The following is a 20,098-nucleotide window of genomic DNA, read 5'->3' as shown; positions in this document are numbered from 1 at the left end:
TCTCGGACTGCCTGCCGTCACCTCCGGTGAACATCGAACAGGACACCGCGCAGGTGCCTCCCGAACCCGTGGACAACTGACTTCACAACCCATGAATAAAGCCAGGCTGACGATGCCGAGGTCGCCCGGCTGCTGGACCGCCAGGGACCCGACGCGATGGCGGTGGGCCGCGCGGAGTTCGAGACCGCGCTCCGCGGACGCCGCGGGAGCCTGAAGACCGCGCTCACCGACCAGGCCGTCCTGGCCGGGCTCGGCAATCTCCTCGCCGACGAGATCCTCTGGCGTGCGGGGCTGCGCCCCACCGGCCGGGCGAGCGATCTCACCGAGGCCGACCGGCGGCGCCTGTACACCCGGATGCGCAGCACCCTGCGCTCCGCGGTCGGCGCGGGGTGCGTCCCGCCGCGCGACTCCTGGCTCACCGGCCACCGCGACGACCCGGACCCGCACTGCCCGCGCTGCGGCACCCACCTGCGCCGCACCCGCCTGGGGGGCCGCACCACGGTCTGGTGCCCGCGGTGCCAGCCGGAGGGTTCGTGACGGGGCGCACCAGGGGACCTGTGCGGCGGCACGCCCGGCCGGGGGGCGGCACCAGGGAACCTGTCCGGCGGCACGCCCGGCAGGGGGCCTTCGCTGGTCGGTGTCGGCGGGTGGCGTGCATGTCCCGCCGGCCGCCGCCGACGGGCGGGTACGTGATCATTGCCGGTCGGGGTCGCGGTCGGCGGGCTGGTGCGTGAGCTCGGCCGGTGGCGGTCGGCGGGCGGGGTGTCAGCGGACGAGAGCCGAGACGCCCGCCTGCGCGTACTTCTCGTCCAGGTCGCCCTTCGGCACCGGTCGCCGACCGCATGACCGCCCGGCTCCGCGCTCCGTGCTCCGCGTGCGACCCTCACGCCGCGCGAGCACGACATCCTCCGCCCGGCTCTCCCAGGGCCTCACCGATCGTGACATCGCCCGCACCCTTTTCAACAGCGAGGCCAGGCTGAAGACCCACCTCCGCCGCGCCTACGGCAAGCTGAACGTCGACACGCGCGCGGGTGCGGTGGCCGTGGCGAAGGAGCGGCGTCTGGTGCCGTGAGGCCGCGCCGAACGCCGAACCGCAGGCTCCTGGGCTCCTAGGCGACGCCGGAGACGGCCGGCCGTCGGGCGCCGGGATCGTCGTCACTCTCGTTCGGGAAGGACTCGTCCTCCCCGAAGTCCGGGGCCTGGAAGGGGTTCGTCGCCGGAGGCGGCGATGCCGCGGCGCTGCCGCGCGGCTGCCCTTCCAGGGCGGAGAACAGCGAGGTCGAATCGATGAGAGGTCTCACTTTCGTCACGGGCCACGGAGGGGTGTCGCGTGTCCCTTGGGGTGCCGTTGTGCCCGGGACCGGGCACAACGGCGTCAGAGCTTGGTCATCTTGGAGTACGGGCTCAGGATCCGCATCTGCGCCGAGCCGAAATCGACGAGCGCCGCGATTCCGTCCTCGATGCCGATCACGCGGCCGAGGCCGTACATGTCGTGAGTGACCTGGTCGCCCACCGCGAAGTGCTCGGGAACGCGGGTGACGGGGGCCTTGAAGGGGCTGGTAGGCAAATGACGCTTCGGTACATCGGGCTTTGTCATCGTCCTCAGTATGGGCCCACGCGCACGCCACTGGAAACGCCGGAGGGCCGGACCTTCTCGGACGCCGTTGGTTTCTTCGGCCCCTGCTGTGCCCCGTCGAGCGCCGGCTCGACGGGGCACAGCGCTGCGAAGTGGCTGGTGCGTGGTGTGCCGGATGGCGTCGTGCTGGGCCTGCTGTTGCCGCCACATGAGTTCCCGGCGGCTGCCGGTGGCAGAGCTGACGCAGTCCCGCGGGTGAGGACAGGGGCCGCCGCGGCTGGCCGGGGAACCTGACGCGGATGGCCGGCAGGCCCTTGGAGTCAGTGCGGGGATACCAGTCCGTGGCCGTCACACCGCCTGGGCAGTGGAGCAGCGTGCGCGTGTCCAGCTTCTGCTCGTGGTTCCTGGTCAGCGGACAATCGCCTCCTCACCCCCCGTTCTGCGACCAGGCCGCGGTGAGCGCGGTGACCGGGTCACCGTCGGCTGGTGCCGCGGGCCACCACTCGCCGTCGTCGTCCTGAAGGTAGGGGTACCAGCGGGCGTCGGGGCCCAGACGCAGCTGGATGCCGTGGTGGGTGAGGGTGAGGCGGTTGCGCCAGGCTCTGAGGTGTGTGGGGGAGTCGGTCATCTCGGCGAGGGCCGTCTCCAGGGCGGTGCGGGTGGCCTTCATCACCGTCGGGTCGGGGGTGTGGGGCTGTTCGGCGACGGTGAGACCCGTGGGGCCGCCGTGTCGCCAGGCGCGGGTGAGGCGTGCGAAGGCAGTGGGGTTGGCGCCGGTGTTCTGGATCAGGTGGTGGAACCACTCGGGTCCGGGGTTGCTCGCGGCGATGCGCACGGCGTCCTGGTGCTGGGTCAGGTGCAGGTCGGCGGTGTCGCCGGCGAGGAGCCGGGCGGCGCGCGCGGTGGCGTCGGCCATGAGGCGTTCCAGGTCCGCGGCGGCCAGGCCGGTGCCGGGTGGCGGGGTGACAGGCAGGGCTGTGGTGTGGGCGGCGGGTTCCGGGAGTTCGGGCGGTTCGGGTGGCTCCTCGGCCCAGCGGGCGTACGCGGCGGCGGCCGGGATGCCGGCCGGTGCCGGTGGGGCGGCGGTGTCCTGTGCTGCCGTACGGAGTGCGCGCAGCTGGGCGAAGACCTCCTCGCGACCGTGGCCGCGCAGCGCGAAGAGCACGAACGGGTCGGTGTCGATGGTGGCGGCGATGGCGTAGCAGAGCGCGGCGGCGTGCTTGCAGGGGTATCCCCAGTCGGGGCAGGAGCACTCCGGATCGAGCTCGGTGGGCAGGGGGAGCAGTGGGACGCCCGCGTGCCGGGCGTCGTCGACGAGTTCGGCGGGCATCTCGCCGTCGAGAAGTGCTGCGAGATGCCCGGCGCGGCCAGCGATGGTGTCGAGCAGGGTGTCCCACTGAGGGCCGGTGAGGACGGGCAGGTGGACCGAGGAACGGTACGGGCGCGGGCGGCTGCCCTGCACAGCGGCGGTGACCTTGCCCGGAGCGACCGTGACCGGGCCGACCATGTCGTTGCGGGCGTAGGTGCGTCCGCGCGAGAGCCGTCCGGCGTCCAGGGTGGAGTCCTCCAGGGCGGCCACCCATGCCTGGCCCCACCAGGTCGAGGCGAAGGCTCGCCTGCCGCGGGCGGGCGCACGGCGCGGGCCGGGGACAGCGGGGCTCATGACTGCCTTCCCAGGGCGACGAGTTCGGCGAGTTCGGCGTCGGACAGTTCGGTCAGGGCCGCCTCGCCGGAGCCGACGACGGCGTCGGCGAGGGCGCGCTTGGCTTCGAGCAGCTTCGCCACCTTGTCCTCCACGGTTCCCTCCGCGAGGAGCTTGTGTACCTGGACGGGTTTGTCCTGTCCGATGCGGTAGGCGCGGTCGGTGGCCTGGTCCTCGACGGCTGGATTCCACCAGCGGTCGTAGTGCACGACGTGAGTGGCGCGGGTGAGGTTGAGTCCGGTGCCCGCCGCCTTCAGCGACAGCAGGAACACCGGCACCTCACCGCGCTGGAAGCGGTCCACCATCTCCTCGCGCCGCGCGACGGGGGTGGCACCGTGCAGGAAGAAAGTGGGGACGCCACGCTCTGCGAGATGCTTCTCCAGCAGAGCCGCCATCTGTTTGTACTGCGTGAAGACCAGCACGGATTCGCCTTCGGCGGTGATGGTGTCGAGTAGCTCGTCGAGCAGGTCGAGCTTGCCGGAGCGGCCACGCAGGGGAGTGGACTGCCGCAGGCTGTGCTCTTTCAGATACTGGGCGGGGTGGTTGCAGATCTGCTTCAGCGCGGTGAGCAGCTTGAGCACCAGACCGCGCCGGGCCATGCCCTCCGACTCCGCGATCTTCGCCATGGTCTCGCGGACCTGCGCCTCGTACAGGCTGGCCTGCTCGGCCGTCAGCGGGACGACGCGGTCGGTCTCGGTCTTGGGCGGCAGTTCGGGCGCGATGCCGGGGTCGGACTTCTTGCGGCGCAACAGGAAGGGACGTACGAGACGGGACAGGCGCTCGGCTGCCTCGGGATCCTCGCCCGCCTCGATGGCGCGGGCATGCCGGTCACGGAAGGCGGTGAGCGTGCCGAGGAGCCCGGGGGTGGTCCAGTCGAGCAGGGCCCACAGCTCGGAGAGGTTGTTCTCCACGGGCGTGCCGGTGAGCGCGACGCGGGCGCGGGCGGGCAGGGCGCGCAGTTCGCGGGCGGTGACGGCGTAGGGGTTCTTGACGTGCTGGGCCTCGTCGGCGGCCACCAGCGACCAGGCTGTCTCGGCGAGTACTTCGCGGTCGCGGCGCAGCACCCCGTAGGTGACCAGCACGATCTCGTCGGCGGCCAGGTCGTTGAGGTGGCGGTCGCCGCCGTGGTAGCGGCGTACCGGGGTGAGCGGTGCGAATCTGGCGGCCTCGCGCTGCCAGTTGCCGAGCAGGGAGGCCGGGCAGACGACAAGGGTGGGGCCCGTGGTGGTGGGGTCGCTCTGGCGGTGCAGGTGCAGAGCGAGCAAGGTGATGGTCTTGCCCAGGCCCATGTCGTCGGCGAGACAGCCGCCGAGGCCGAGTGCGCACATCTCGGCCAGCCAGGCCAGGCCCCGCTTCTGGTACTCGCGCAACGTGGCCTTGAGTGCGGCGGGCGGGGGCACGGGGGTACGGGACTCGGGGTCGCGGATACGAGTGACCAGATCGCCGAGCGCACCGACCGCCGCACAGGGAACCCGGTCACCGTCCCGCTCGGCCTCACCGGTCAGCGCGGCGCTCAACGCCTCCATGGGGGTGAGCGGTTCCATCCGGCGGCGCCTGGCGCGGGCCACCAGCTTCGGGTCGGCGACCACCCACTGGTCGCGAAGCCGGACGAGGGGACGACGTGACTCCGCGAGGGCATCCATCTCGGCCTCGGTGAGCGGTTCGCCGCCCAGGGAGACCTGCCAGCGGAAGTCGAAAAGGGCCTCGGTGTCCAGCAGGCCGCCCGCGGTGGAACCGGGGGCCGTGCGTTGCCCGATCTCCGCGGTCGCGGTGAGCGCCTTGACCAGTTCGCGCGGCCAGTGCACGTCGACACCGGCCGCGCGCAGCGCGTCCGTGGCGTCCCCGAGGAGCTCGAAGGCTTCGTCGTCGGTCAAGCGGAGCCGATCGGGAGCGGCATCGTCGAGCAGCTTCCGCAGCGGGGGCCAGGCGCGGGCGCCGCGACGCAGGGCGAGCAGGGTCTCGGTCTCTGCGCGTGGGCCGAGCAGCCGTTCCACTTCGGCCGGCTCGCTCCACAGCTGGGCGGCCTCGATGACGAGCGCCGGGTCCGCCGCGGTGTGCAGTTGCAGGACGGCCCGGAACTGCCGTCGGCGTCCTTCGGGTACGTCGACGCGCAGGGAGACACTGACCTCGGAGGTGAGCGCCGCCTGGGTTTCCTCCGCCCATTCACGCAGGGCGGGCACGGCACGGGCCTCGCGCCAGGCGTACGGCAGCGCTCCCATGGCGAGCGGCGCGGCCGGCGTACGGACCAGATCATCGGCGACCGCGTCGCAGAACCGGCGGACCAGCGCAGCCGGTTCGGCGATCCGTACCGGCGCAGGACCAGGCTCGGGGAGGCAGTGGGCGTGGGGCGGGAAGGCGGCGGCCAGGGCGTCCAGCGTCCGGCGCTGGGCGGCGGTAAAGGGGCCCACCTGCCAGGTGTCGTGACCGGCGGGGGTGAGGGCCGGGTGGACGCGGCCGTCGGCGAGCAGCCGGAGCGCGAAGCGAGTGACGGCCTGCCAGGCGGCGGCGGAGGGATGCGTCGGCTCCGCATCGGCCAGGGCGGAGACAGCGACGGCGACAGGCAGCGCGTAACCCTCGACCCTGCGCCGCCTGACCGAGCGGCCGTGCGGCAGGACCAGCTCCACCACCTCGGTCTCGAGGCCGGGGGGCGCCGTACGGTCTCCGGCTGCTGCGCCGGCCGGCTTCCACAGCAGCAGCCGCCCAAGGCGGGCGGGCTCACCGGGCAGGAACACCGCTGCCCAGCCGGCGCCGAGCAGCTCTCTCACGAAGGCGGATGTTTCCTGCCGCGCCAGCGGCGCTGTGTTCCTCGCGCCCGTACTCGGCTCTCGTACGACGACTCGTGCCACTCTCTTCCGCCCTGCCGCTTGCCGGACCCTCGCCTGGCCCGCTCACTACCGAACCCCACCAGGCAACGTCACACGCTGGCAACCGCGGGCCTGTGCCTGACTGCTGGCGATGGCGCCACGGCGGATATGCCGCTGCTGAACACACAGGTCGCTGACCGACAGACTGCGGGGAACGGACAGCACGTAGTGCGCATACCGCAGTATGCTTGCCGCTATGGCTGACACCACACGTATCACGGTGACACTCCCCACCGAGCAGGTGGCGGAGCTGAAGAAGATCACGGACAACGTCTCCGGCTACGTGGCCGAAGCGGTCGCCAGGCAGATCCGGCACCAGCTTCTGGGGGCCGACCTGCGCAGCCACACGGACGAGCACGGGGCCTTCAGTGAAGAAGAGCTGGCCGAGGCGCGGGCGCGGATCTTCGGTACGACGCAGGCCGCAGGCGGCGCGAGCACCGCGTGAGCGGGCACATCGAGACCGTCGTCCTGGACAGCGAGGGGCTGTCGGCGTGGGTGGCGCAGGACCGGAAGGTTCTGGCGATGTTCCAGGTGTTCCACGACATGGGAGCGGACCTTGTCGTCAGCGCCAACACCATCGTGGAGGTGAGCCACGCCAGGGTGAACCTGCCCCGACTGCAATGGGCGCTCTCCCGGGTCAAGGTGGAGCCGGTCACCGAGGCAGCGGCCAGGACGGGGGCACAACTGCTCAAGGACGCCGGTCTGCACGGACACAAGTACGCGATCGACGCCACCGTCGCCGAAGCGGCCTTGCGTCAGCCTGGCCCGGTCGCCATCCTCACGTCGGATGTCGATGACCTGACCCGGCTGTGCGGCAGCAAGGTCCGGATAATCGGGCTATGACCGCGACATCGCCCCGGGACCATGGACAGATCATTCCTGCCGGCGACTCAGGGCGGCGACTGCCTCTTGGTCCACGCCGTTGAGGACCGGCAACTCATCGTGTGGGTCGTGGCGGCCGGTAACCGTCGGAACGTATCCCGTCAGATGGTGTGGGTCCCGCAGTCCGCGCCGGTCGCCCTGTAGGACGGACCCGCGGTCGGGAACGGTGCCCCCTCCATCCCGGTGCCGGCCGGTCCCCCGCCGGAGGCGGACTACCTCGCTCGCGTCCGCGAGCTTGGGCAAGGAACCCCCGGCTTCTTGCCTCAGTAACAGAGGTGCGGCCTACGGCCGCGCAAACCTTGGCAGCTCGCTGCGCCGGCGCGCGACGGCGTTCGGGAGCTCCCGCCCGCCGCGTGCTGCCGGGCCGACTCAGACCTGGCGTGCCCGACGGGTCGGCACAGCCCCTGCGACTCTCCCGGCTACGCTCGCGAGGGAGCGCCCCGCAGCGCGTGGCTGCGGGGCGCCGATCCACTTTCGCAACAGGCCATAGTGGGGTTCAGTCGACTGTCTGCCCGTCGTACATACCGCCCCTGCAGGTCGGGAGCACGGGCGTCGACCGATCGATCGTTCCGCCGCCGTCCGTGCACTCACCCGGGGTGACGCTGTCGGCCAGGGTGACGCTGCCGGCGGTGGCGGTGGCGGCGCCTGTGAGGCCGAGGCCGGCGAGGGCTGCCGTGGCGATGACTGCGGCGAGGATTCGTCGAATGCGCATTGGTTCGCCTTTCACGGATTGCCTCGATAGGGCACTATTCAGCTTCATGTTCACCCATGTGGGTGGCACGTCTTATTAGGCCATTCGAGTGACAGTGCTGTCGGGTGCGGGGTCGGTGACGCGACCCGTCGGACAGGCCCTGGAACGAAGAGACCACCCCGGCCGGATGGGTGGTCTCTTCGTTGTTCCGGAGGGGGCAGCGTCCGCAACCATCGTCTTGGCCGTGGGTCGCTCTATGCGGTGATCGACTCATGGCCACCGGCCCTATCCACATGTGGGCGCGAGTCGGCGCAGCGCGGGCGGAGCGGGCCGAAGGCAGGAGCGGCGCCCGGAGCGGAGCCGGGAAGCGCGCCCGGCGGAGCGGAGCGCAGCCCGCCTGTCAGCTGAACCGGAACCTTCCGAGGAATTGCCTGCGGCGTAGCCGCTTTGAAGGGTGGATGGGGCGTTCAGGTCGACGGGCAGGGCGTGGAGCCACGCGTTGGGGTTGAGGAAGACTCACAACCCCGGCGCGCGGGCCTCTGCGGTCGAGGATGCGGCCGACGATGCCGATCTGGAGGGTGGCGGGGGCGGCGCAGCAGCCGCCGCCGGACTGCTCGGCGTTCTCCGGCTCGTCGAACAGGCCCGCGCCGCCGCAGACCCCGGTCTCCGGCAGGGTGAGTTCGACGCGCTCGGCGGCCTTCTGGTCGCCGGCGATCGCCGCCGTGATGGAGCGGACCTGCTCGTAGCCGGTCATCGCGAGGAACGTGGGGGCGCGGCCGTAGGACTTCATACCGACCAGGTAGACGCCCTTCTCCGGATGGGAGAGCTCGTTCACGCCGTGCGGGTAGACCGTGCCGCAGGAGTGCACGTTGGGGTCGATCAGCGGGGCCAGGGCGGTCGGGGCCTGGAGGCGGTCGTCGAGGCCGAGGCGGAGCTCGGAGAGGAAGGACAGGTCCGGGCGGAAGCCAGTCAGGACGATGACCTCGTCGACCGGGTCGAGGCGGCGGCCGTCCTCGGCAACGAGGACAAGCTGGTCGCCGTCGTGCTCCACAGCCTGTGTACGGAATCCCGTGACCGCGCTCGCATAGCCGGCCTCAACCGCGGCCTTGGCGCGCAGGCCCAGCGCGCCGCGGGCGGGGAGCTGGTCGGCCTCGCCGCCGCCGTACGTGTTCGCGCCGATGCCTCGGCGCAGGATCCACACCGCGTGCGTCCCGTCTCCTTCCTTCTCGGCCAGGTCGGCGAGGAGGGCGAGGGCGGTGAAGGCGGAGGCGCCGGAGCCGACGACGGCGGTGCGCTTGCCCGCGTAACGGGCGCGTACGGCCGGGTCCTTCAGATCCGGGACGCGGTAGGAGATACGGTCGGCGGCCGACTTCTCGCCGAGGGCGGGCAGGCCATTCGCGCCGACGGGGCTCGGGGTGGACCAGGTGCCCGAGGCGTCGATGACGGCGTGGGCGGTGATCCGCTCCTCGGAGCCGCCGGCGGACTGGATGTGCACGGCGAACGGCTGCTCGTCGCGGCCGGCGTCGACGATGCGGTCCCGGCCGGCGCGGGCGACGCCGGTCACCGTGGCGCCGTAGCGGACCTTCTCGCGCAGGGCGTCGGCGAGGGGCTGGATATACCGCTCGGCCCAGTCGCCGCCGGTCGGGTAGGTCGAGGCGTCGGGGCGTACCCAGCCGGTCGGGGCCAGCAGCTTCTCGGCTGCCGGGTCGACGACCTCGCCCCAGGTGGAGAACAGCCTCACGTGCGACCACTCCCGTACGGCACTGCCCGCGGTCCCTCCGGCTTCCAGGACGAGGGGTTCAATGCCCCGCTCGACGAGGTGGGCGGCAGCGGCCAGGCCGATGGGGCCGGCTCCGATGACCACGACGGGCAGCTGGTCGGTGGTGGGCGCGTTCACGAGGTTCCCCCTTTGTTTCGACATCCGTCGATCTCTTGCGTTGTCAGCATGGCAGCTGTATCGATAAGCGTCAACATAGACATTCGTCGAATCTGGAGGCGGGTATGGAACGAGTGGACGTAGCGGTGATCGGGGGCGGCCAGGCTGGACCGGCCGCCGCACACGCCCTGCGCCGGCAGGGGCTGGAGCCGGTGGTCCTGGAGGCGTCCGACCAGCCGGCCGGGTCATGGCCGCGCTACTACGACAGCCTCACGCTCTTCTCTCCCGCCGGATACAGCTCGCTGCCCGGGATGCCCTTCAGCGGGGACCCGGACCGCTATCCGCATCGGGACGACGTCGTTGCTTACCTGCTGCGCTACGCCGACCGCCTGGACGCCGACATCCGCACGGGGGTGCGCGTCCGGGACGTCCGGGCTGCCGCCGACGGCACCTTCACCCTCGCGCTGGCCAGCGGGGATGAATCGTCCGCGCGGGGCGTGGTCGCGGCGTCCGGAACCTTCGGCCGCCCTCATCGTCCGTCGCTGCCGGGCCTTGAGGACTTCGCTGGCACGGTGCTGCACGCAGCGGAGTACCGCGCACCGGAGCCCTTCGCCGGGCGGCGTGTGGTGGTCGTCGGTGCCGGGAATTCTGCCGTGCAGATCGCCGCCGAGCTGGCCGCGCACGCTCAGGTCACCCTGGCCACGCGGCATCCGGTGCGCTTCGCGGCGCAGCGCACGCTGGGCCGGGATCTGCACTGGTGGCTGACGCGGACCGGGGCGGACATCCTGCCCGTGGGCCGGTATCTGCGCACACCACCGACCCAGCTGGTCATCGATGACGGCCGCTACCGGGCTGCTGTCGCTGCCGGTGCTCCGGACCGGCGTCCGGTGTTCACGGGTATCGACGGTGCCAAGGTCGCCTGGGCGGACGGCAGCAGTGAGGAGGTCGACACGATCCTGCTGGCCACTGGCTACCGCCCCGACCTCGGCTACCTGACCCCGCTCGGTGCACTCGACGACCGCGGCCACCCGCTCCACCGGGAGGGTTTCTCACTGACCCACCCCGGCCTCGCCTACGTAGGGCTGGAGTGGCAGCGCAGCCTGTCTTCGAACTCCCTGCGTGGGGTCGGCAGGGACGCCAGACGGATCGCCCGGCGCCTGGTGGCGCACCTGCACCGAGACTGAGGCGCGCACCCTGGCCGCTCTGGTTCGACGTATGTCAACATAGACGCATGTCGAACATCAAGGCGCTGCCGCTGCTGGAACCCGAGGTCGCCGAGGGTGTCGTGCCGTGCTGCCCGCCGCTCACCGAACGGCCGCTGACGGCCGAGGAGGCCGAGCGGACCGCCGCGATGTTCAAGGCGCTGGGCGATCCGGTGCGGCTGCGGCTGTTTTCGGCGGTCGCCTCGCACGAGGGCGGCGAGGCATGCGTGTGCGACATCTCCGACGTCGGCGTCTCCCAGCCGACCGTCTCCCACCACCTGAAGAAGCTCAAGGAGGCCGGGCTGCTCACCTCCGAGCGGCGCGGCACCTGGGTGTACTACCGGGTGGAGCCGTCGGTGGTGGCCGCGATGGGGCAGATGCTGACCGCAGCCGTCCCCGCGGCCTGACCCTCACCGAGCGGGAGGATCAGGCCATCGCGGCGTTGTCGTTCCGCGGCTTGCCGCACTCCGACACGTCTTCGTCCGTCAGGGTGCAGGGTCCGTGGATGCGGGATGTCATGCAGATACGGTCAAATGCCTGCTGCCAGCAGCGCAGATCCGGCAGATCGGTACCGGGCACGTCCACGATCAGCAGGGTGGGCATGGCCCGGGACTGCCGGATCTTTCGCTTCTCGCGCTGTACGTTCCTGGCGACATCCTGGGCCATGGCGATCATGTGAGGGCTGTTGAAAGGGGCAGAGATCAGGGTCGTTCCACCACTGCCGAGAGTGATCGTGAGCCACGACGCGGGATGCCGTCCTCGGGCCGCGCCGGTGCCGCCATTACGCGCAGACTGCGTACAGCAGGGCTGCCGTCGGCGGGGAGGATCTGCTCGATGATGGCGTTGCGTACCTCGCTTCGGATCGCCACCGGCGGAATGGGGTCCGTGCGGATCGACACGCCCAGGTCCAGGCCGCGAGCTCGCAGCCCCTCACGCAGAGTCTGGCTGAGGTCAAACAGGCTCTTGGGCCGTCGCGAGCTGATCTCGATGCCCAGGCAGAGCGGCTCCTCACCCATCAACAGGTCGGGTCCTGGCCCTGTGTTGAACCGAAAAGGCACTTGGGCCTCTGCCAGCAAGGAGGCGACCACCAGTTCCGCGCGGTGCCGCAGGAACTGCTCCTTGCCGGCCCAGGACGAATCGTCGAAGGCACGGAACGTACGAGCCATCGAGTCCAGACCACCTGGCTGGGCTCCCTCGAGAAGAACGAGGGTTTCTTCCAGGCAGGTCAGGACCGGGTCGCGCCACCAGGCGTGAGTGATGCCGGGGTGCCTGCTGGGACGGTCCACGTTGCTGCGCAGAGGGTGAGTCGGCCCGTCGCCCATCCAACGGCGCAGCACAGGAAGGTAGCCCTGGGATGATGTGCTCACCCGCTTCAGGGTAGAAGAGCCCACAATCTTCCTGCCCAGAGTTTTCCGTCGCCCGGTCCAGGGCCGGCCACAGCGGGGCACCGTCGATTGGTGGCACTTGGTCGGCCTGGATGAAGCTGATGGCCGACTGGACTACATCGGCGAACTATCAGCCGTACGCGGTAAGGAATTGGGCGATCTCGCGGGCGGCGTCTCGCGCGGGGCGTCCGATTCCGATGAGAGTGGCGGAGGCGGGGCCGGTCCAGTCGCCGTAGCCGAGCAGGTGCAGGCGCGGCTCGTCCACCACCTGAGTGCCCTCGGTGACGATATGGCCGCGTCGGCCTCGGAGTTGGAGCGGGGATAGGTGGGAGAGAGCAGGGCGGAAGCCCGTGCACCAGATGATGGCGTCGGCCTCGGCTCGGGTGCCGTCGGCCCACTCCACACCGCCGGTGTGGAGGCGGGAGAACATCGGGCTCGCCGTGAGCAGGCCGCGGTCGCGTGCCTCGCGTACGGGCGGTACGGCGACGATGTCCCCAAGCGAGGCCACCCCGCCCGTGTCCGTGCGGCCCTCGTCCAGCGCGCGGCGGCGGGCGGTGGCCACGTCGAACAGGGCACGCCCGTCGATGTCGTCGGCCAGGAAGCGCGGCGGACGCTGCGTCACCCAGGTCAGGTCCGTGTCGTGGGCGAGGTCGGCGGCGATCTGGGCGCCGGAGTTGCCGCCGCCCACCACGATCACGCGCTGGCCTGCGAAGTCGGCGGGGCTGCGGTACTCCACCGTGTGCAACTGGCGTCCCCTGAAGGTCGCTTGGCCGGGGACCGTGGGGAGGAAGGGCCGCCACCAGGTGCCGGTCGCGCTGATCACCGCGCGGGCGTGCCAGGGGCCGGAATCGGTCTCCACGCGCAGTAGCCCGCCGTCCCGGTGGGCGCCGAGGACGCGTACGGGGCGCTCGACGGGCAGCTGGTACCGCTTCTCGTAGTCGGCGAGGTACTCCACGACGTGCTGCGCGTCGGGGTAGGTCTCGCCGGGCTGCGGTGGCATGAGGTGGCCGGGCAGCGAGGAGTACGCGGCCGGGGAGAACAGGTGCAGCGAGTCCCAGGCGTGCTGCCAGGCGCCGCCCGAGGTGGTCTGGGCGTCGAGGAGGACGAAGTCGAGGCCCAGACGGCGCAGGTGGTAGCCGGCGGCGAGCCCAGCCTGGCCGCCGCCGATCACCACCACCTGCGTCTGGTGGCTCATTCGGCCGATCGTCCGGGCATGAAGATCAGGGCCACCAGGGCCAGTCCAACCACGCCGCCCACGAGCTGCATGCCGATGAAGCCCGCGACCGAACCCGGCGCGATGCCCGCGAAGGTGTCGGTGAAGGCGCGGCCGATCGTCACCGCCGGGTTGGCGAAGGACGTCGACGAGGTGAACCAGTACGCCGCGCCGATGTAGGAGGCGACGGCCACGGGGGCGAACTGCAGCCGGTTGGCGCGGGCCAGCCCGAAAATCAGCAGGATCAGGCCCGCGGTCGCGACGACCTCGCCGAGCAGCAGGTGCCCGGCCGAGCGGTCGTGCGTGGACCACTTCACCAGCGGTTCGCCGAACATCGCGTCCGCGAGGATCGCGCCCGCGATCGCTCCCACGATCTGCGCGGGCACGTACACGGCGACCTCGCGCGGTGTGACCCCGGCGCCGCCGCGGCGGGCGGTCCACCACTCGGCGAGGGTGACGACCGGGTTGAAGTGGGCGCCGGAGACCGGGCCGAGCAGCAGGATCAGGATGCCGAGGCCGAAGACGGTGGCCGTGGAGTTGGCCAGCAGCTGCAGGCCGACGTCCTTGGTCAGTTCGGTGGCCTGAATACCGGAGCCGACCACGACCGCCACCAGCAGTGCCGTGCCTATGAGTTCGGCGGCGGCCCGGGCGACCAGAGGGGTACGCGGCGGGGTGGCACCCGGCGCGGACCCGACAGAGGCGGGTGCGGGAGCGGCTGTCGCGGACTCCGCGGTCGGGGCGGCTTCGGCGGCGGTCACGGGCAGGCCCTCTTGTTCTCGGCGGCGGAGCGAGCGGACTCGGCCAGGTCGGCGAACTGGCCGGCGAGCTGGGCGATGACGTCCGCCTTGAGCCGGTAGTAGACGTACCGGCCGCACGGCTCGGTCTCGACCACTCCGGCCTCGCGCAGCACCTTCATGTGGTTGGAGAGGTTGGTCTGCTTGGCACCGGTCTCCTCCACCAGGTGGGTGGTGCACAGCGTCTCTTTGGCGAGCAGGGTCACGATCTGGAGCCTGAGCGGGTCGGCCAGAACCCGGATCAGATCAGTGTCGACTGACGTCATCATGGACTGATACTGTCACATCAGTGGTGGCTGACACCACCGGGTGCTGATGTCATTCGCGCCCGATGTCGTCATGAGACAAGAGAGACCTCTGATGTCCGACAAGCCCTCCGTGCTGTTCGTCTGTGTCCACAACGCTGGCCGTTCCCAGATGGCCGCCGCGTGGCTGACCCACCTGGCCGGGGACCGCGTCGAGGTCCGCTCCGCCGGCTCCAACCCGGGCGCGGGCGTCAACCCGGCCGCCGTCCAGGCCATGGCCGAGGTCGGCATCGACATCTCCGCCGAGGTCCCGAAGATGCTCACCGTGGACGCGGTCAAGGAGTCGGACGTCTGCATCACCATGGGCTGCGGCGACACCTGCCCCGTCTTCCCCGGCAAGCGGTACCTGGACTGGGACCTGGAGGACCCGGCGGGCCAGGGCGTCGAGGCCGTCCGCCCGATCCGCGACGAGATCAAGGTACTGATCGAGGGCCTGATCAAGGAGATCGCCCCGGAGCCCCAGGCATGAGCACGGCGACGGACATACGCAACGTCGTCGTCATCGGCTCCGGCCCCGCCGGATATACCGCCGCCCTCTACACCGCCCGCGCCTCGCTGAAGCCGCTGGTCTTCGAGGGCGCGGTCACGGCCGGCGGCGCGCTGGTGCAGACGACCGAGGTGGAGAACTTCCCCGGCTTCCGCGACGGCATCATGGGCCCCGACCTGATGGACAACATGCGGGCCCAGGCCGAACGCTTCGGCGCCGAGTTGATCCCCGACGACATCGTCGCCGTCGACCTCACCGGCACGGTCAAGACCGTCACCGACAGCGCGGGCACGGTCCACCGGGCCAAGTCCGTGATCGTGGCGACCGGCTCGCAGCACCGCAAGCTGAACCTGTCCGGCGAGGACGCGCTCTCCGGCCGGGGCGTGTCGTACTGCGCGACCTGCGACGGCTTCTTCTTCCGCGAGCACGACATCGTGGTCGTCGGCGGAGGCGACACGGCGATGGAGGAAGCCACCTTCCTCTCTCGCTTCGCCCGCTCCGTGACGATCGTCCACCGCCGCGACACCCTGCGGGCCTCCAAGACCATGCAGGACCGCGCCTTCGCCGACCCGAAGATCTCCTTCGCCTGGAACAGCGAGGTCGCAGCAATCCACGAGGCCGGCGGCAAACTCGCCGGCCTCACCCTGCGCGACACCGTCACCGGCGAGACCTCCCTCCTCGCGGCCACCGGCCTGTTCGTCGCCATCGGCCACGACCCGCGCACCGACCTGGTCACCGGCCAGCTGGACCTGGACGACGAGGGCTACCTCAAGGTCGCCTCACCCTCCACGCGCACGAACATCGCGGGTGTCTTCGGCGCGGGCGACGTCGTCGACCACACCTACCGCCAGGCGATCACCGCAGCCGGCTCCGGCTGCGCCGCTGCTCTGGACGCCGAGCGGTACCTCGCCGCCCTGAGCGACACCGCCGGCGAACCGGCCGTGGCCGCCGTCTGACGCCCCGGAGGAAGATCATGGCTCTCAAGAACGTCACCGAGGACTCCTTCGAACAGGACGTCATCAGCAGCGACAAACCGGTCCTGGTCGACTTCTGGGCCGCCTGGTGCGGCCCCTGCCGCCAGCTCGCCCCCTCACTTGAGGCGATCGCCGCCGAGCACGGCGACAAGATCGAGATCGCCAAGCTCAACATCGACGAGAACCCGGCCATCGCCGCCCGCTACGGCGTCATGTCCATCCCGACGCTGCACCTCTACCAGGGCGGCGAGGTTGTACAGACCATCGTGGGCGCCAAGCCCAAGGCCGCCCTGGAACGCGAGCTGGCCGACCACCTCGCCTGACATGCGACGCCGGTGAGGGCGCCCCCAGTGCCCTCACCAGCCCCGTTTCTCCGATCTCCGACGGAGGTATCCCGGTGGCCAGCAAGCGCATCGTCGCCGTCGGCGGCAGCGACGCCGGCATCAGCGCGGCCCTGCGCGCCCGCGAGCTGGATCCCGACAGCGAGGTCACCGTGGTGGTGGCCGACGCCTACCCGAACTTCTCCATCTGCGGCATCCCGTACTACGTCTCCGGCGAGGTCGGCCACTGGAGCGACCTGGCCCACCGCAGCCTGGCGGACCTGAAGGCCACCGGCATGCAGGTGTGCACCGACACCCTCGCCACCGGCATCGACGTCACCGGAAAGCGGCTGGTCGTGCGTGACGCCGAGGGCCGCACCGAGGAACTGCCGTACGACGCACTGATCGTGGGCACCGGCGCGGTCAGTGCCCGCCCGCCCATCGAAGGGCTGAGCGGCCCCGACGCGCTCGGCCCGGCCGACGGCGTCCACCTCCTGCACGGCATGGGCGACACCTTCAAGGTCATGCAGACGCTCGCCGCACGCCGCCCGAAGTCGGCCGTTGTCATCGGCGCCGGCTACATCGGCCTGGAGATGGCCGAGGCCCTCACCACCCGCGGCCTCAACGTCACCCAGATCGAAGCCCTGCCCGAAGTCCTGCCCACCGTCGACCCGGAACTCGGCGCCCTCGTCCACGATGAGCTCGCCGCGCACGGCGTTGAGGTCATCACCGGCACCCAGGTCTCCGCGATCACCCGCGACCCCTCCGGCGACCTCCTGCGCGTACGGGCCACCGGACCAGACGGACAGGCCATCACGCGCGGCACCGAACTCGTCCTGGTCGTCGTCGGCGTATGCCCTGACACCGCCCTCGCCGCGACCGCCGGAGCCCGGCTCGGCGTGAAGGGGGCGATCGACGTCGACGAGTACATGCGCACCTCGCTGCCCGACGTGTACGCGGCCGGAGACTGCGCCGTCACCCACCACCGGCTCCTCGGCAAGACCTGGCTGCCGCTCGGGACGACCGCCCACAAGCAGGGCCGGATCGCGGGCGAGAACGCCCTCGGAGGCACCCGCTGGTTCGCGGGCAGTCTCGGCACCCAGGTGGTCAAGGTCTTCGACCTGGTTGCCGCCCGCACCGGCTTGCGCGACCACGAAGCCGCAGCCGCCGGGCGCAGCTGGACACCGGCGACCACAGCGAGCCGCCCCGACGACCACAAGGCGTACTACCCCGGCGCCACCCCCATCTCGATCCGCGTCACCGGCGACACCTCCAGCGGCCTCCTGCTCGGCGCCCAGCTCGTCGGACGACGCGGCGCGGAGATCTCCAAGCGCGTGGACACGTACGCCACCGCCCTCTTCCACGCCATGCCGGTCGACGGCATCAGCGAACTCGACCTCTCCTACACCCCACCGCTGGGCTCCCCGTGGGACGCGGTCCAGGTCGCGGCCCAGGCATGGATGAGCGAGCACCACCTCGACGTCCAGCGCCGGATGCTGGGCGTCTTCTGACGCCTCCCTTGCCGCGAACACCACCGCCCTGCCCCCGTCGAGACCATTGACAGCCGAATTTAGCTCAACGAAAATTGACTCAATGAATGCTGAGTGGTCTGCATCGGTGGTGGCGCGAGCGCAGCGGCACGCGGCACTGGGGGAACCCGCGCGCCTGGCGATCGTTGACCGGCTGCTGCTGGGCGACGCCTCGCCCAGCGAACTCGGCCAGGAGTTGGGCCTGCCCAGCAATCTGTTGGCCCACCACCTCAAGCTGCTCGAACAGGTCGGCCTGATCGAGCGGTCCCGCTCCGAAGGAGACCGGCGGCGCACCTACCTGCGCCTGCACACGCAGACCCTGGTCGACACCATGCCGACCCTGCTGCGGACGGCGCCGCGTGTGGTGTTCGTCTGCACCCACAACTCCGCCCGCTCGCACCTGGCCGCTGCCCTCTGGAAGCGCCGTAGCACCGTGCCGGCCGCCTCGGCGGGAACCGACCCCGCCCGGCGCGTCCACCCCCGTGCCGTCGCGACCGCACGGAAGCACGGCCTGTCTCTGGCCCCCGCCCGCACCTCCCACATAGACGAGACGCTGCGCCCGGACGACCTGGTGGTCGCCGTCTGCGACAACGCTCACGAGCAGCTCGGCCCCCGGGTCCCCGACCGCCTGCACTGGTCGGTCCCCGATCCCACCCGCACCGGCACCGACGACGCCTTCGCCGACGCCCTGAGTGATCTCGCCGACCGGATCGACCGGCTGGTGCCCGCCGTCCGCCCTCCTGGAGGCAGCGATGACTGAGACCGCGCCCGTCCCGCACCGCAACCTGAGCATCGACCAGCAACTCGCCCTGCGCACCGCCGCCACCCACCTGAGCCGGGAGTTCGACGGCCTCTTCGGCCAGGAGACCATCGAGCGGTTCCTGCACACCAGCTACGACCAGTTCGCCGGCCGCAGCACCATCCCCAACTTCCTCCCGCTCATCGCCGAACGGTTCGCCCGCCAGCGCCTGCGCGCCTTGGCCAAGGTCGAAGGCCACTCCACCGACGGGAAGCCCGTCGTGCTCTTCCTCTGCGTCCACAACGCCGGTCGCAGCCAGATGGCCATGGGCTTCTTCCAGCACCTGGCCGGCGACAGCGCCGTCGCCTGGTCCGGCGGCTCCGAACCCGGATTCGAGGTCAACCCGGCCGCCATCGCCGCCATGAGCGAGCGCGGTATCGATATCTCCCGCGAGTTCGCCAAGCCCTGGACCGACGAGATCGTGCGTGCGGCCGACGTCGTCGTCAGCATGGGCTGCGGCGACGCCTGCCCGGTCTTCCCCGGCAAGCGGTATCTCGAGTGGACCCTGGACGACCCGGCGGGCAAGACCGTCGACGACGTCCGGCCCATCCGTGACGACATCGAGCGCCGCGTCCGAGGGCTTCTCGACGACCTTGGTGTCCCGGCGCAGCCCTGATCGAAATGGTGAACCAGATCACTGTTCAGCATGGTCCGCCTCAGTCCGATCACGGCAACTGAGACCAAAACTGAGACCACTCACGTCGAAGGGCCCCACCGCGAACGGTGGGGCCCTTCGATTTCGTGCCCGGTGAGGCACTGGCGGAGGATACGAGATTCGAACTCGTGAGGGGTTGCCCCCAACACGCTTTCCAACTGTTCGTCCGGCGATTCATGGTCGTCCGCCACCGTCCTGACCTGCGGCCGGTCGCTGCGATCGCCAGGGAGCGGACGGTGCTGAATGGGGGTGAATGCAACCCGAACTGCAACCCCGGTGATCCCTTGATCGAGCTGGCCGACGAAGCGGAGTCCGAAGGCGTTGAGCGGTCGGTCTCTCTCGAAGAGATGGCTGCCCCGCTCCGTGCCGGCCAAGGCTGATCGGCCATGGGCTACGTCACTCGTTTCACGCCGCATGCCCAGCGGGACATGCTCAAGGTTGAGCGCCCGGACGCCCTGCGGATTCTGTACCGCATCGCCGAACTCCAGAAGGCGATGGACGTCGGGGATGTCGCGGCGTTCGACATCAAGGCCCTCCAGGGGCAAAGCACCCGTTGGCGGCTGAGGATTGGCGACTACCAGGTCGTCTACACCGTCGAGGACGGACAACTGGTCGCGTGGACCCTGGCCGTTGGTAACGTTGGCGACCCAAACGGGCTGAACTGCACTCGGCCGTCTTTTCCTTGCGATAACGCCACCTAGCAGTAGTCACACGAATACCATGTACTTATGAGTCGTTGTACAGCCCCAGTTCAGGGTCATCGGACCGCCAGCGGACGTGCGGCGTGCCCCGCGTGCAGCAGCGGCGGCTACGGGTACTCATCGTCCCGTCCCTACTACCCGCC

At 70.7% G+C, this 20,098-nt stretch carries 22 protein-coding genes and 2 pseudogenes; 13 read left to right on the top strand and 11 right to left on the bottom strand.

Annotated elements, in window-relative coordinates; genetic code table 11:
- Nucleotides 1-108: 108 nt before the first annotated feature.
- Nucleotides 109-537, top strand: a pseudogene (locus ACIHCM_RS04565) (zinc finger domain-containing protein); the annotation flags it as partial.
- Between the two features lie 260 nt (nt 538-797).
- A pseudogene (locus ACIHCM_RS04560) lies at nt 798-1,072 on the top strand (response regulator transcription factor); the annotation flags it as partial.
- Nucleotides 1,073-1,109: 37 nt separating this feature from the next.
- Here ACIHCM_RS04560 and ACIHCM_RS04555 read toward each other — a convergent pair.
- The 4 genes from ACIHCM_RS04555 to ACIHCM_RS04540 form a co-directional block, all read right to left on the bottom strand.
- The gene (locus tag ACIHCM_RS04555; protein WP_393113935.1) at nt 1,110-1,301 is read right to left on the bottom strand and encodes a hypothetical protein; all 192 of its coding nucleotides are present in this window, start codon (nt 1,299-1,301) and stop codon (nt 1,110-1,112) included.
- 74 nt (nt 1,302-1,375) lie between these two features.
- The gene (locus ACIHCM_RS04550) at nt 1,376-1,597 is read right to left on the bottom strand and encodes a hypothetical protein (protein WP_393113937.1); all 222 of its coding nucleotides are present in this window, start codon (nt 1,595-1,597) and stop codon (nt 1,376-1,378) included.
- Nucleotides 1,598-2,003: 406 nt separating this feature from the next.
- On the bottom strand, nt 2,004-3,239 hold the full coding sequence (locus tag ACIHCM_RS04545) for an SWIM zinc finger family protein (protein ID WP_399889002.1): 1,236 nt from the start codon (nt 3,237-3,239) through the stop codon (nt 2,004-2,006).
- Complete coding sequence (locus tag ACIHCM_RS04540; protein WP_399888999.1) at nt 3,236-6,043, bottom strand: SNF2-related protein; 2,808 nt, start codon at nt 6,041-6,043, stop codon at nt 3,236-3,238. The genes ACIHCM_RS04545 and ACIHCM_RS04540 overlap by 4 nt, the downstream gene beginning before the upstream one ends.
- 295 nt (nt 6,044-6,338) lie before the next feature.
- Between ACIHCM_RS04540 and ACIHCM_RS04535 the strand changes: the two genes are divergently transcribed.
- Complete coding sequence (locus ACIHCM_RS04535) at nt 6,339-6,587, top strand: hypothetical protein (protein ID WP_399888996.1); 249 nt, start codon at nt 6,339-6,341, stop codon at nt 6,585-6,587.
- Nucleotides 6,584-6,985, top strand: a complete 402-nt coding sequence (locus ACIHCM_RS04530) for a DNA-binding protein (protein WP_399888993.1) — start codon at nt 6,584-6,586, stop codon at nt 6,983-6,985. Before ACIHCM_RS04535 ends, ACIHCM_RS04530 begins: the two co-directional genes overlap by 4 nt.
- Nucleotides 6,986-7,520: 535 nt before the next feature.
- Here the strand turns inward: ACIHCM_RS04530 and ACIHCM_RS04525 are convergent.
- Together ACIHCM_RS04525 and ACIHCM_RS04520 are read right to left on the bottom strand one after the other, a co-directional pair.
- Nucleotides 7,521-7,736, bottom strand: a complete 216-nt coding sequence (locus ACIHCM_RS04525; RefSeq protein WP_399888990.1) for a hypothetical protein — start codon at nt 7,734-7,736, stop codon at nt 7,521-7,523.
- Nucleotides 7,737-8,115: 379 nt separating this feature from the next.
- Nucleotides 8,116-9,612, bottom strand: coding sequence for an NAD(P)-binding domain-containing protein (locus ACIHCM_RS04520; RefSeq protein ID WP_399888987.1), 1,497 nt, complete (start codon nt 9,610-9,612; stop codon nt 8,116-8,118).
- Nucleotides 9,613-9,716: 104 nt separating this feature from the next.
- Between ACIHCM_RS04520 and ACIHCM_RS04515 the strand changes: the two genes are divergently transcribed.
- Together ACIHCM_RS04515 and ACIHCM_RS04510 are read left to right on the top strand one after the other, a co-directional pair.
- Nucleotides 9,717-10,775: a flavin-containing monooxygenase gene (locus tag ACIHCM_RS04515; RefSeq protein ID WP_399888984.1), complete on the top strand. Its 1,059-nt coding sequence runs from the start codon at nt 9,717-9,719 to the stop codon at nt 10,773-10,775.
- 47 nt (nt 10,776-10,822) lie between these two features.
- A complete protein-coding gene (locus ACIHCM_RS04510; protein ID WP_399888981.1) occupies nt 10,823-11,200 on the top strand; it encodes an ArsR/SmtB family transcription factor in 378 nt (125 codons plus the stop codon).
- Nucleotides 11,201-11,219: 19 nt separating this feature from the next.
- Here ACIHCM_RS04510 and ACIHCM_RS04505 read toward each other — a convergent pair whose 3' ends face one another.
- From ACIHCM_RS04505 to ACIHCM_RS04485, 5 genes are all read right to left on the bottom strand, one after another.
- Nucleotides 11,220-11,459: a hypothetical protein gene (locus ACIHCM_RS04505; RefSeq protein WP_399888977.1), complete on the bottom strand. Its 240-nt coding sequence runs from the start codon at nt 11,457-11,459 to the stop codon at nt 11,220-11,222.
- A gap of 35 nt (nt 11,460-11,494) precedes the next feature.
- On the bottom strand, nt 11,495-12,160 hold the full coding sequence (locus ACIHCM_RS04500) for a hypothetical protein (protein ID WP_399888973.1): 666 nt from the start codon (nt 12,158-12,160) through the stop codon (nt 11,495-11,497).
- A gap of 148 nt (nt 12,161-12,308) precedes the next feature.
- Nucleotides 12,309-13,373, bottom strand: coding sequence for an ArsO family NAD(P)H-dependent flavin-containing monooxygenase (locus tag ACIHCM_RS04495; protein WP_399888970.1), 1,065 nt, complete (start codon nt 13,371-13,373; stop codon nt 12,309-12,311).
- On the bottom strand, nt 13,370-14,149 hold the full coding sequence (locus tag ACIHCM_RS04490; RefSeq protein ID WP_399888967.1) for an aquaporin: 780 nt from the start codon (nt 14,147-14,149) through the stop codon (nt 13,370-13,372). The genes ACIHCM_RS04495 and ACIHCM_RS04490 overlap by 4 nt, the downstream gene beginning before the upstream one ends.
- Nucleotides 14,146-14,454 (bottom strand): ArsR/SmtB family transcription factor, encoded by a 309-nt coding sequence (locus ACIHCM_RS04485; RefSeq protein ID WP_399888965.1) that lies wholly within the window; start codon nt 14,452-14,454, stop codon nt 14,146-14,148. The genes ACIHCM_RS04490 and ACIHCM_RS04485 overlap by 4 nt, the downstream gene beginning before the upstream one ends.
- Before the next feature lie 91 nt (nt 14,455-14,545).
- On the opposite strand from ACIHCM_RS04485, the gene ACIHCM_RS04480 reads away from it, so the two are divergent.
- From ACIHCM_RS04480 to ACIHCM_RS04450, 7 genes are all read left to right on the top strand, one after another.
- Nucleotides 14,546-14,959: an arsenate reductase ArsC gene (locus ACIHCM_RS04480; RefSeq protein ID WP_399888962.1), complete on the top strand. Its 414-nt coding sequence runs from the start codon at nt 14,546-14,548 to the stop codon at nt 14,957-14,959.
- Nucleotides 14,956-15,933, top strand: a complete 978-nt coding sequence (gene trxB / locus ACIHCM_RS04475; RefSeq protein WP_399888959.1) for a thioredoxin-disulfide reductase — start codon at nt 14,956-14,958, stop codon at nt 15,931-15,933. The genes ACIHCM_RS04480 and trxB overlap by 4 nt, the downstream gene beginning before the upstream one ends.
- Nucleotides 15,934-15,950: 17 nt before the next feature.
- Entirely contained in the window at nt 15,951-16,274 is a 324-nt protein-coding gene (gene trxA / locus ACIHCM_RS04470; protein ID WP_399888957.1) for a thioredoxin, read from the top strand.
- 74 nt (nt 16,275-16,348) lie between these two features.
- A complete protein-coding gene (locus tag ACIHCM_RS04465; protein WP_399888954.1) occupies nt 16,349-17,782 on the top strand; it encodes an FAD-dependent oxidoreductase in 1,434 nt (477 codons plus the stop codon).
- A gap of 82 nt (nt 17,783-17,864) precedes the next feature.
- Nucleotides 17,865-18,560: a helix-turn-helix domain-containing protein gene (locus tag ACIHCM_RS04460; protein WP_399888951.1), complete on the top strand. Its 696-nt coding sequence runs from the start codon at nt 17,865-17,867 to the stop codon at nt 18,558-18,560.
- Entirely contained in the window at nt 18,553-19,215 is a 663-nt protein-coding gene (locus ACIHCM_RS04455; RefSeq protein WP_399888948.1) for an arsenate reductase ArsC, read from the top strand. The genes ACIHCM_RS04460 and ACIHCM_RS04455 overlap by 8 nt, the downstream gene beginning before the upstream one ends.
- Before the next feature lie 425 nt (nt 19,216-19,640).
- Nucleotides 19,641-19,955 (top strand): type II toxin-antitoxin system RelE/ParE family toxin, encoded by a 315-nt coding sequence (locus ACIHCM_RS04450; protein WP_399888944.1) that lies wholly within the window; start codon nt 19,641-19,643, stop codon nt 19,953-19,955.
- Nucleotides 19,956-20,098 lie beyond the last annotated feature (143 nt).

The sequence above is a fragment of the Streptomyces sp. NPDC052023 genome (genome assembly GCF_044548465.1).
Taxonomy (GTDB): domain Bacteria; phylum Actinomycetota; class Actinomycetes; order Streptomycetales; family Streptomycetaceae; genus Streptomyces.
Note: the sequence above shows the minus strand (reverse complement) of the source record. Positions and strands in the feature narration are given on the sequence as shown.

Bases quoted from the DNA above. Each gene is read 5' to 3' on its own strand.
- ACIHCM_RS04550 (WP_393113937.1), bottom strand. From the start codon at position 1,597: ATGACAAAGCCCGATGTACCGAAGCGTCATTTGCCTACCAGCCCCTTC.
- ACIHCM_RS04545 (WP_399889002.1), bottom strand. From the start codon at position 3,239: ATGAGCCCCGCTGTCCCCGGCCCGCGCCGTGCGCCCGCCCGCGGCAGG.
- ACIHCM_RS04535 (WP_399888996.1), top strand. From the start codon at position 6,339: ATGGCTGACACCACACGTATCACGGTGACACTCCCCACCGAGCAGGTG.
- ACIHCM_RS04525 (WP_399888990.1), bottom strand. From the start codon at position 7,736: ATGCGCATTCGACGAATCCTCGCCGCAGTCATCGCCACGGCAGCCCTC.
- ACIHCM_RS04515 (WP_399888984.1), top strand. From the start codon at position 9,717: ATGGAACGAGTGGACGTAGCGGTGATCGGGGGCGGCCAGGCTGGACCG.
- ACIHCM_RS04510 (WP_399888981.1), top strand. From the start codon at position 10,823: ATGTCGAACATCAAGGCGCTGCCGCTGCTGGAACCCGAGGTCGCCGAG.
- ACIHCM_RS04505 (WP_399888977.1), bottom strand. From the start codon at position 11,459: ATGGCCCAGGATGTCGCCAGGAACGTACAGCGCGAGAAGCGAAAGATC.
- ACIHCM_RS04495 (WP_399888970.1), bottom strand. From the start codon at position 13,373: ATGAGCCACCAGACGCAGGTGGTGGTGATCGGCGGCGGCCAGGCTGGG.
- ACIHCM_RS04485 (WP_399888965.1), bottom strand. From the start codon at position 14,454: ATGATGACGTCAGTCGACACTGATCTGATCCGGGTTCTGGCCGACCCG.
- ACIHCM_RS04480 (WP_399888962.1), top strand. From the start codon at position 14,546: ATGTCCGACAAGCCCTCCGTGCTGTTCGTCTGTGTCCACAACGCTGGC.
- trxB (WP_399888959.1), top strand. From the start codon at position 14,956: ATGAGCACGGCGACGGACATACGCAACGTCGTCGTCATCGGCTCCGGC.
- trxA (WP_399888957.1), top strand. From the start codon at position 15,951: ATGGCTCTCAAGAACGTCACCGAGGACTCCTTCGAACAGGACGTCATC.
- ACIHCM_RS04460 (WP_399888951.1), top strand. From the start codon at position 17,865: ATGAATGCTGAGTGGTCTGCATCGGTGGTGGCGCGAGCGCAGCGGCAC.
- ACIHCM_RS04455 (WP_399888948.1), top strand. From the start codon at position 18,553: ATGACTGAGACCGCGCCCGTCCCGCACCGCAACCTGAGCATCGACCAG.
- ACIHCM_RS04450 (WP_399888944.1), top strand. From the start codon at position 19,641: ATGGGCTACGTCACTCGTTTCACGCCGCATGCCCAGCGGGACATGCTC.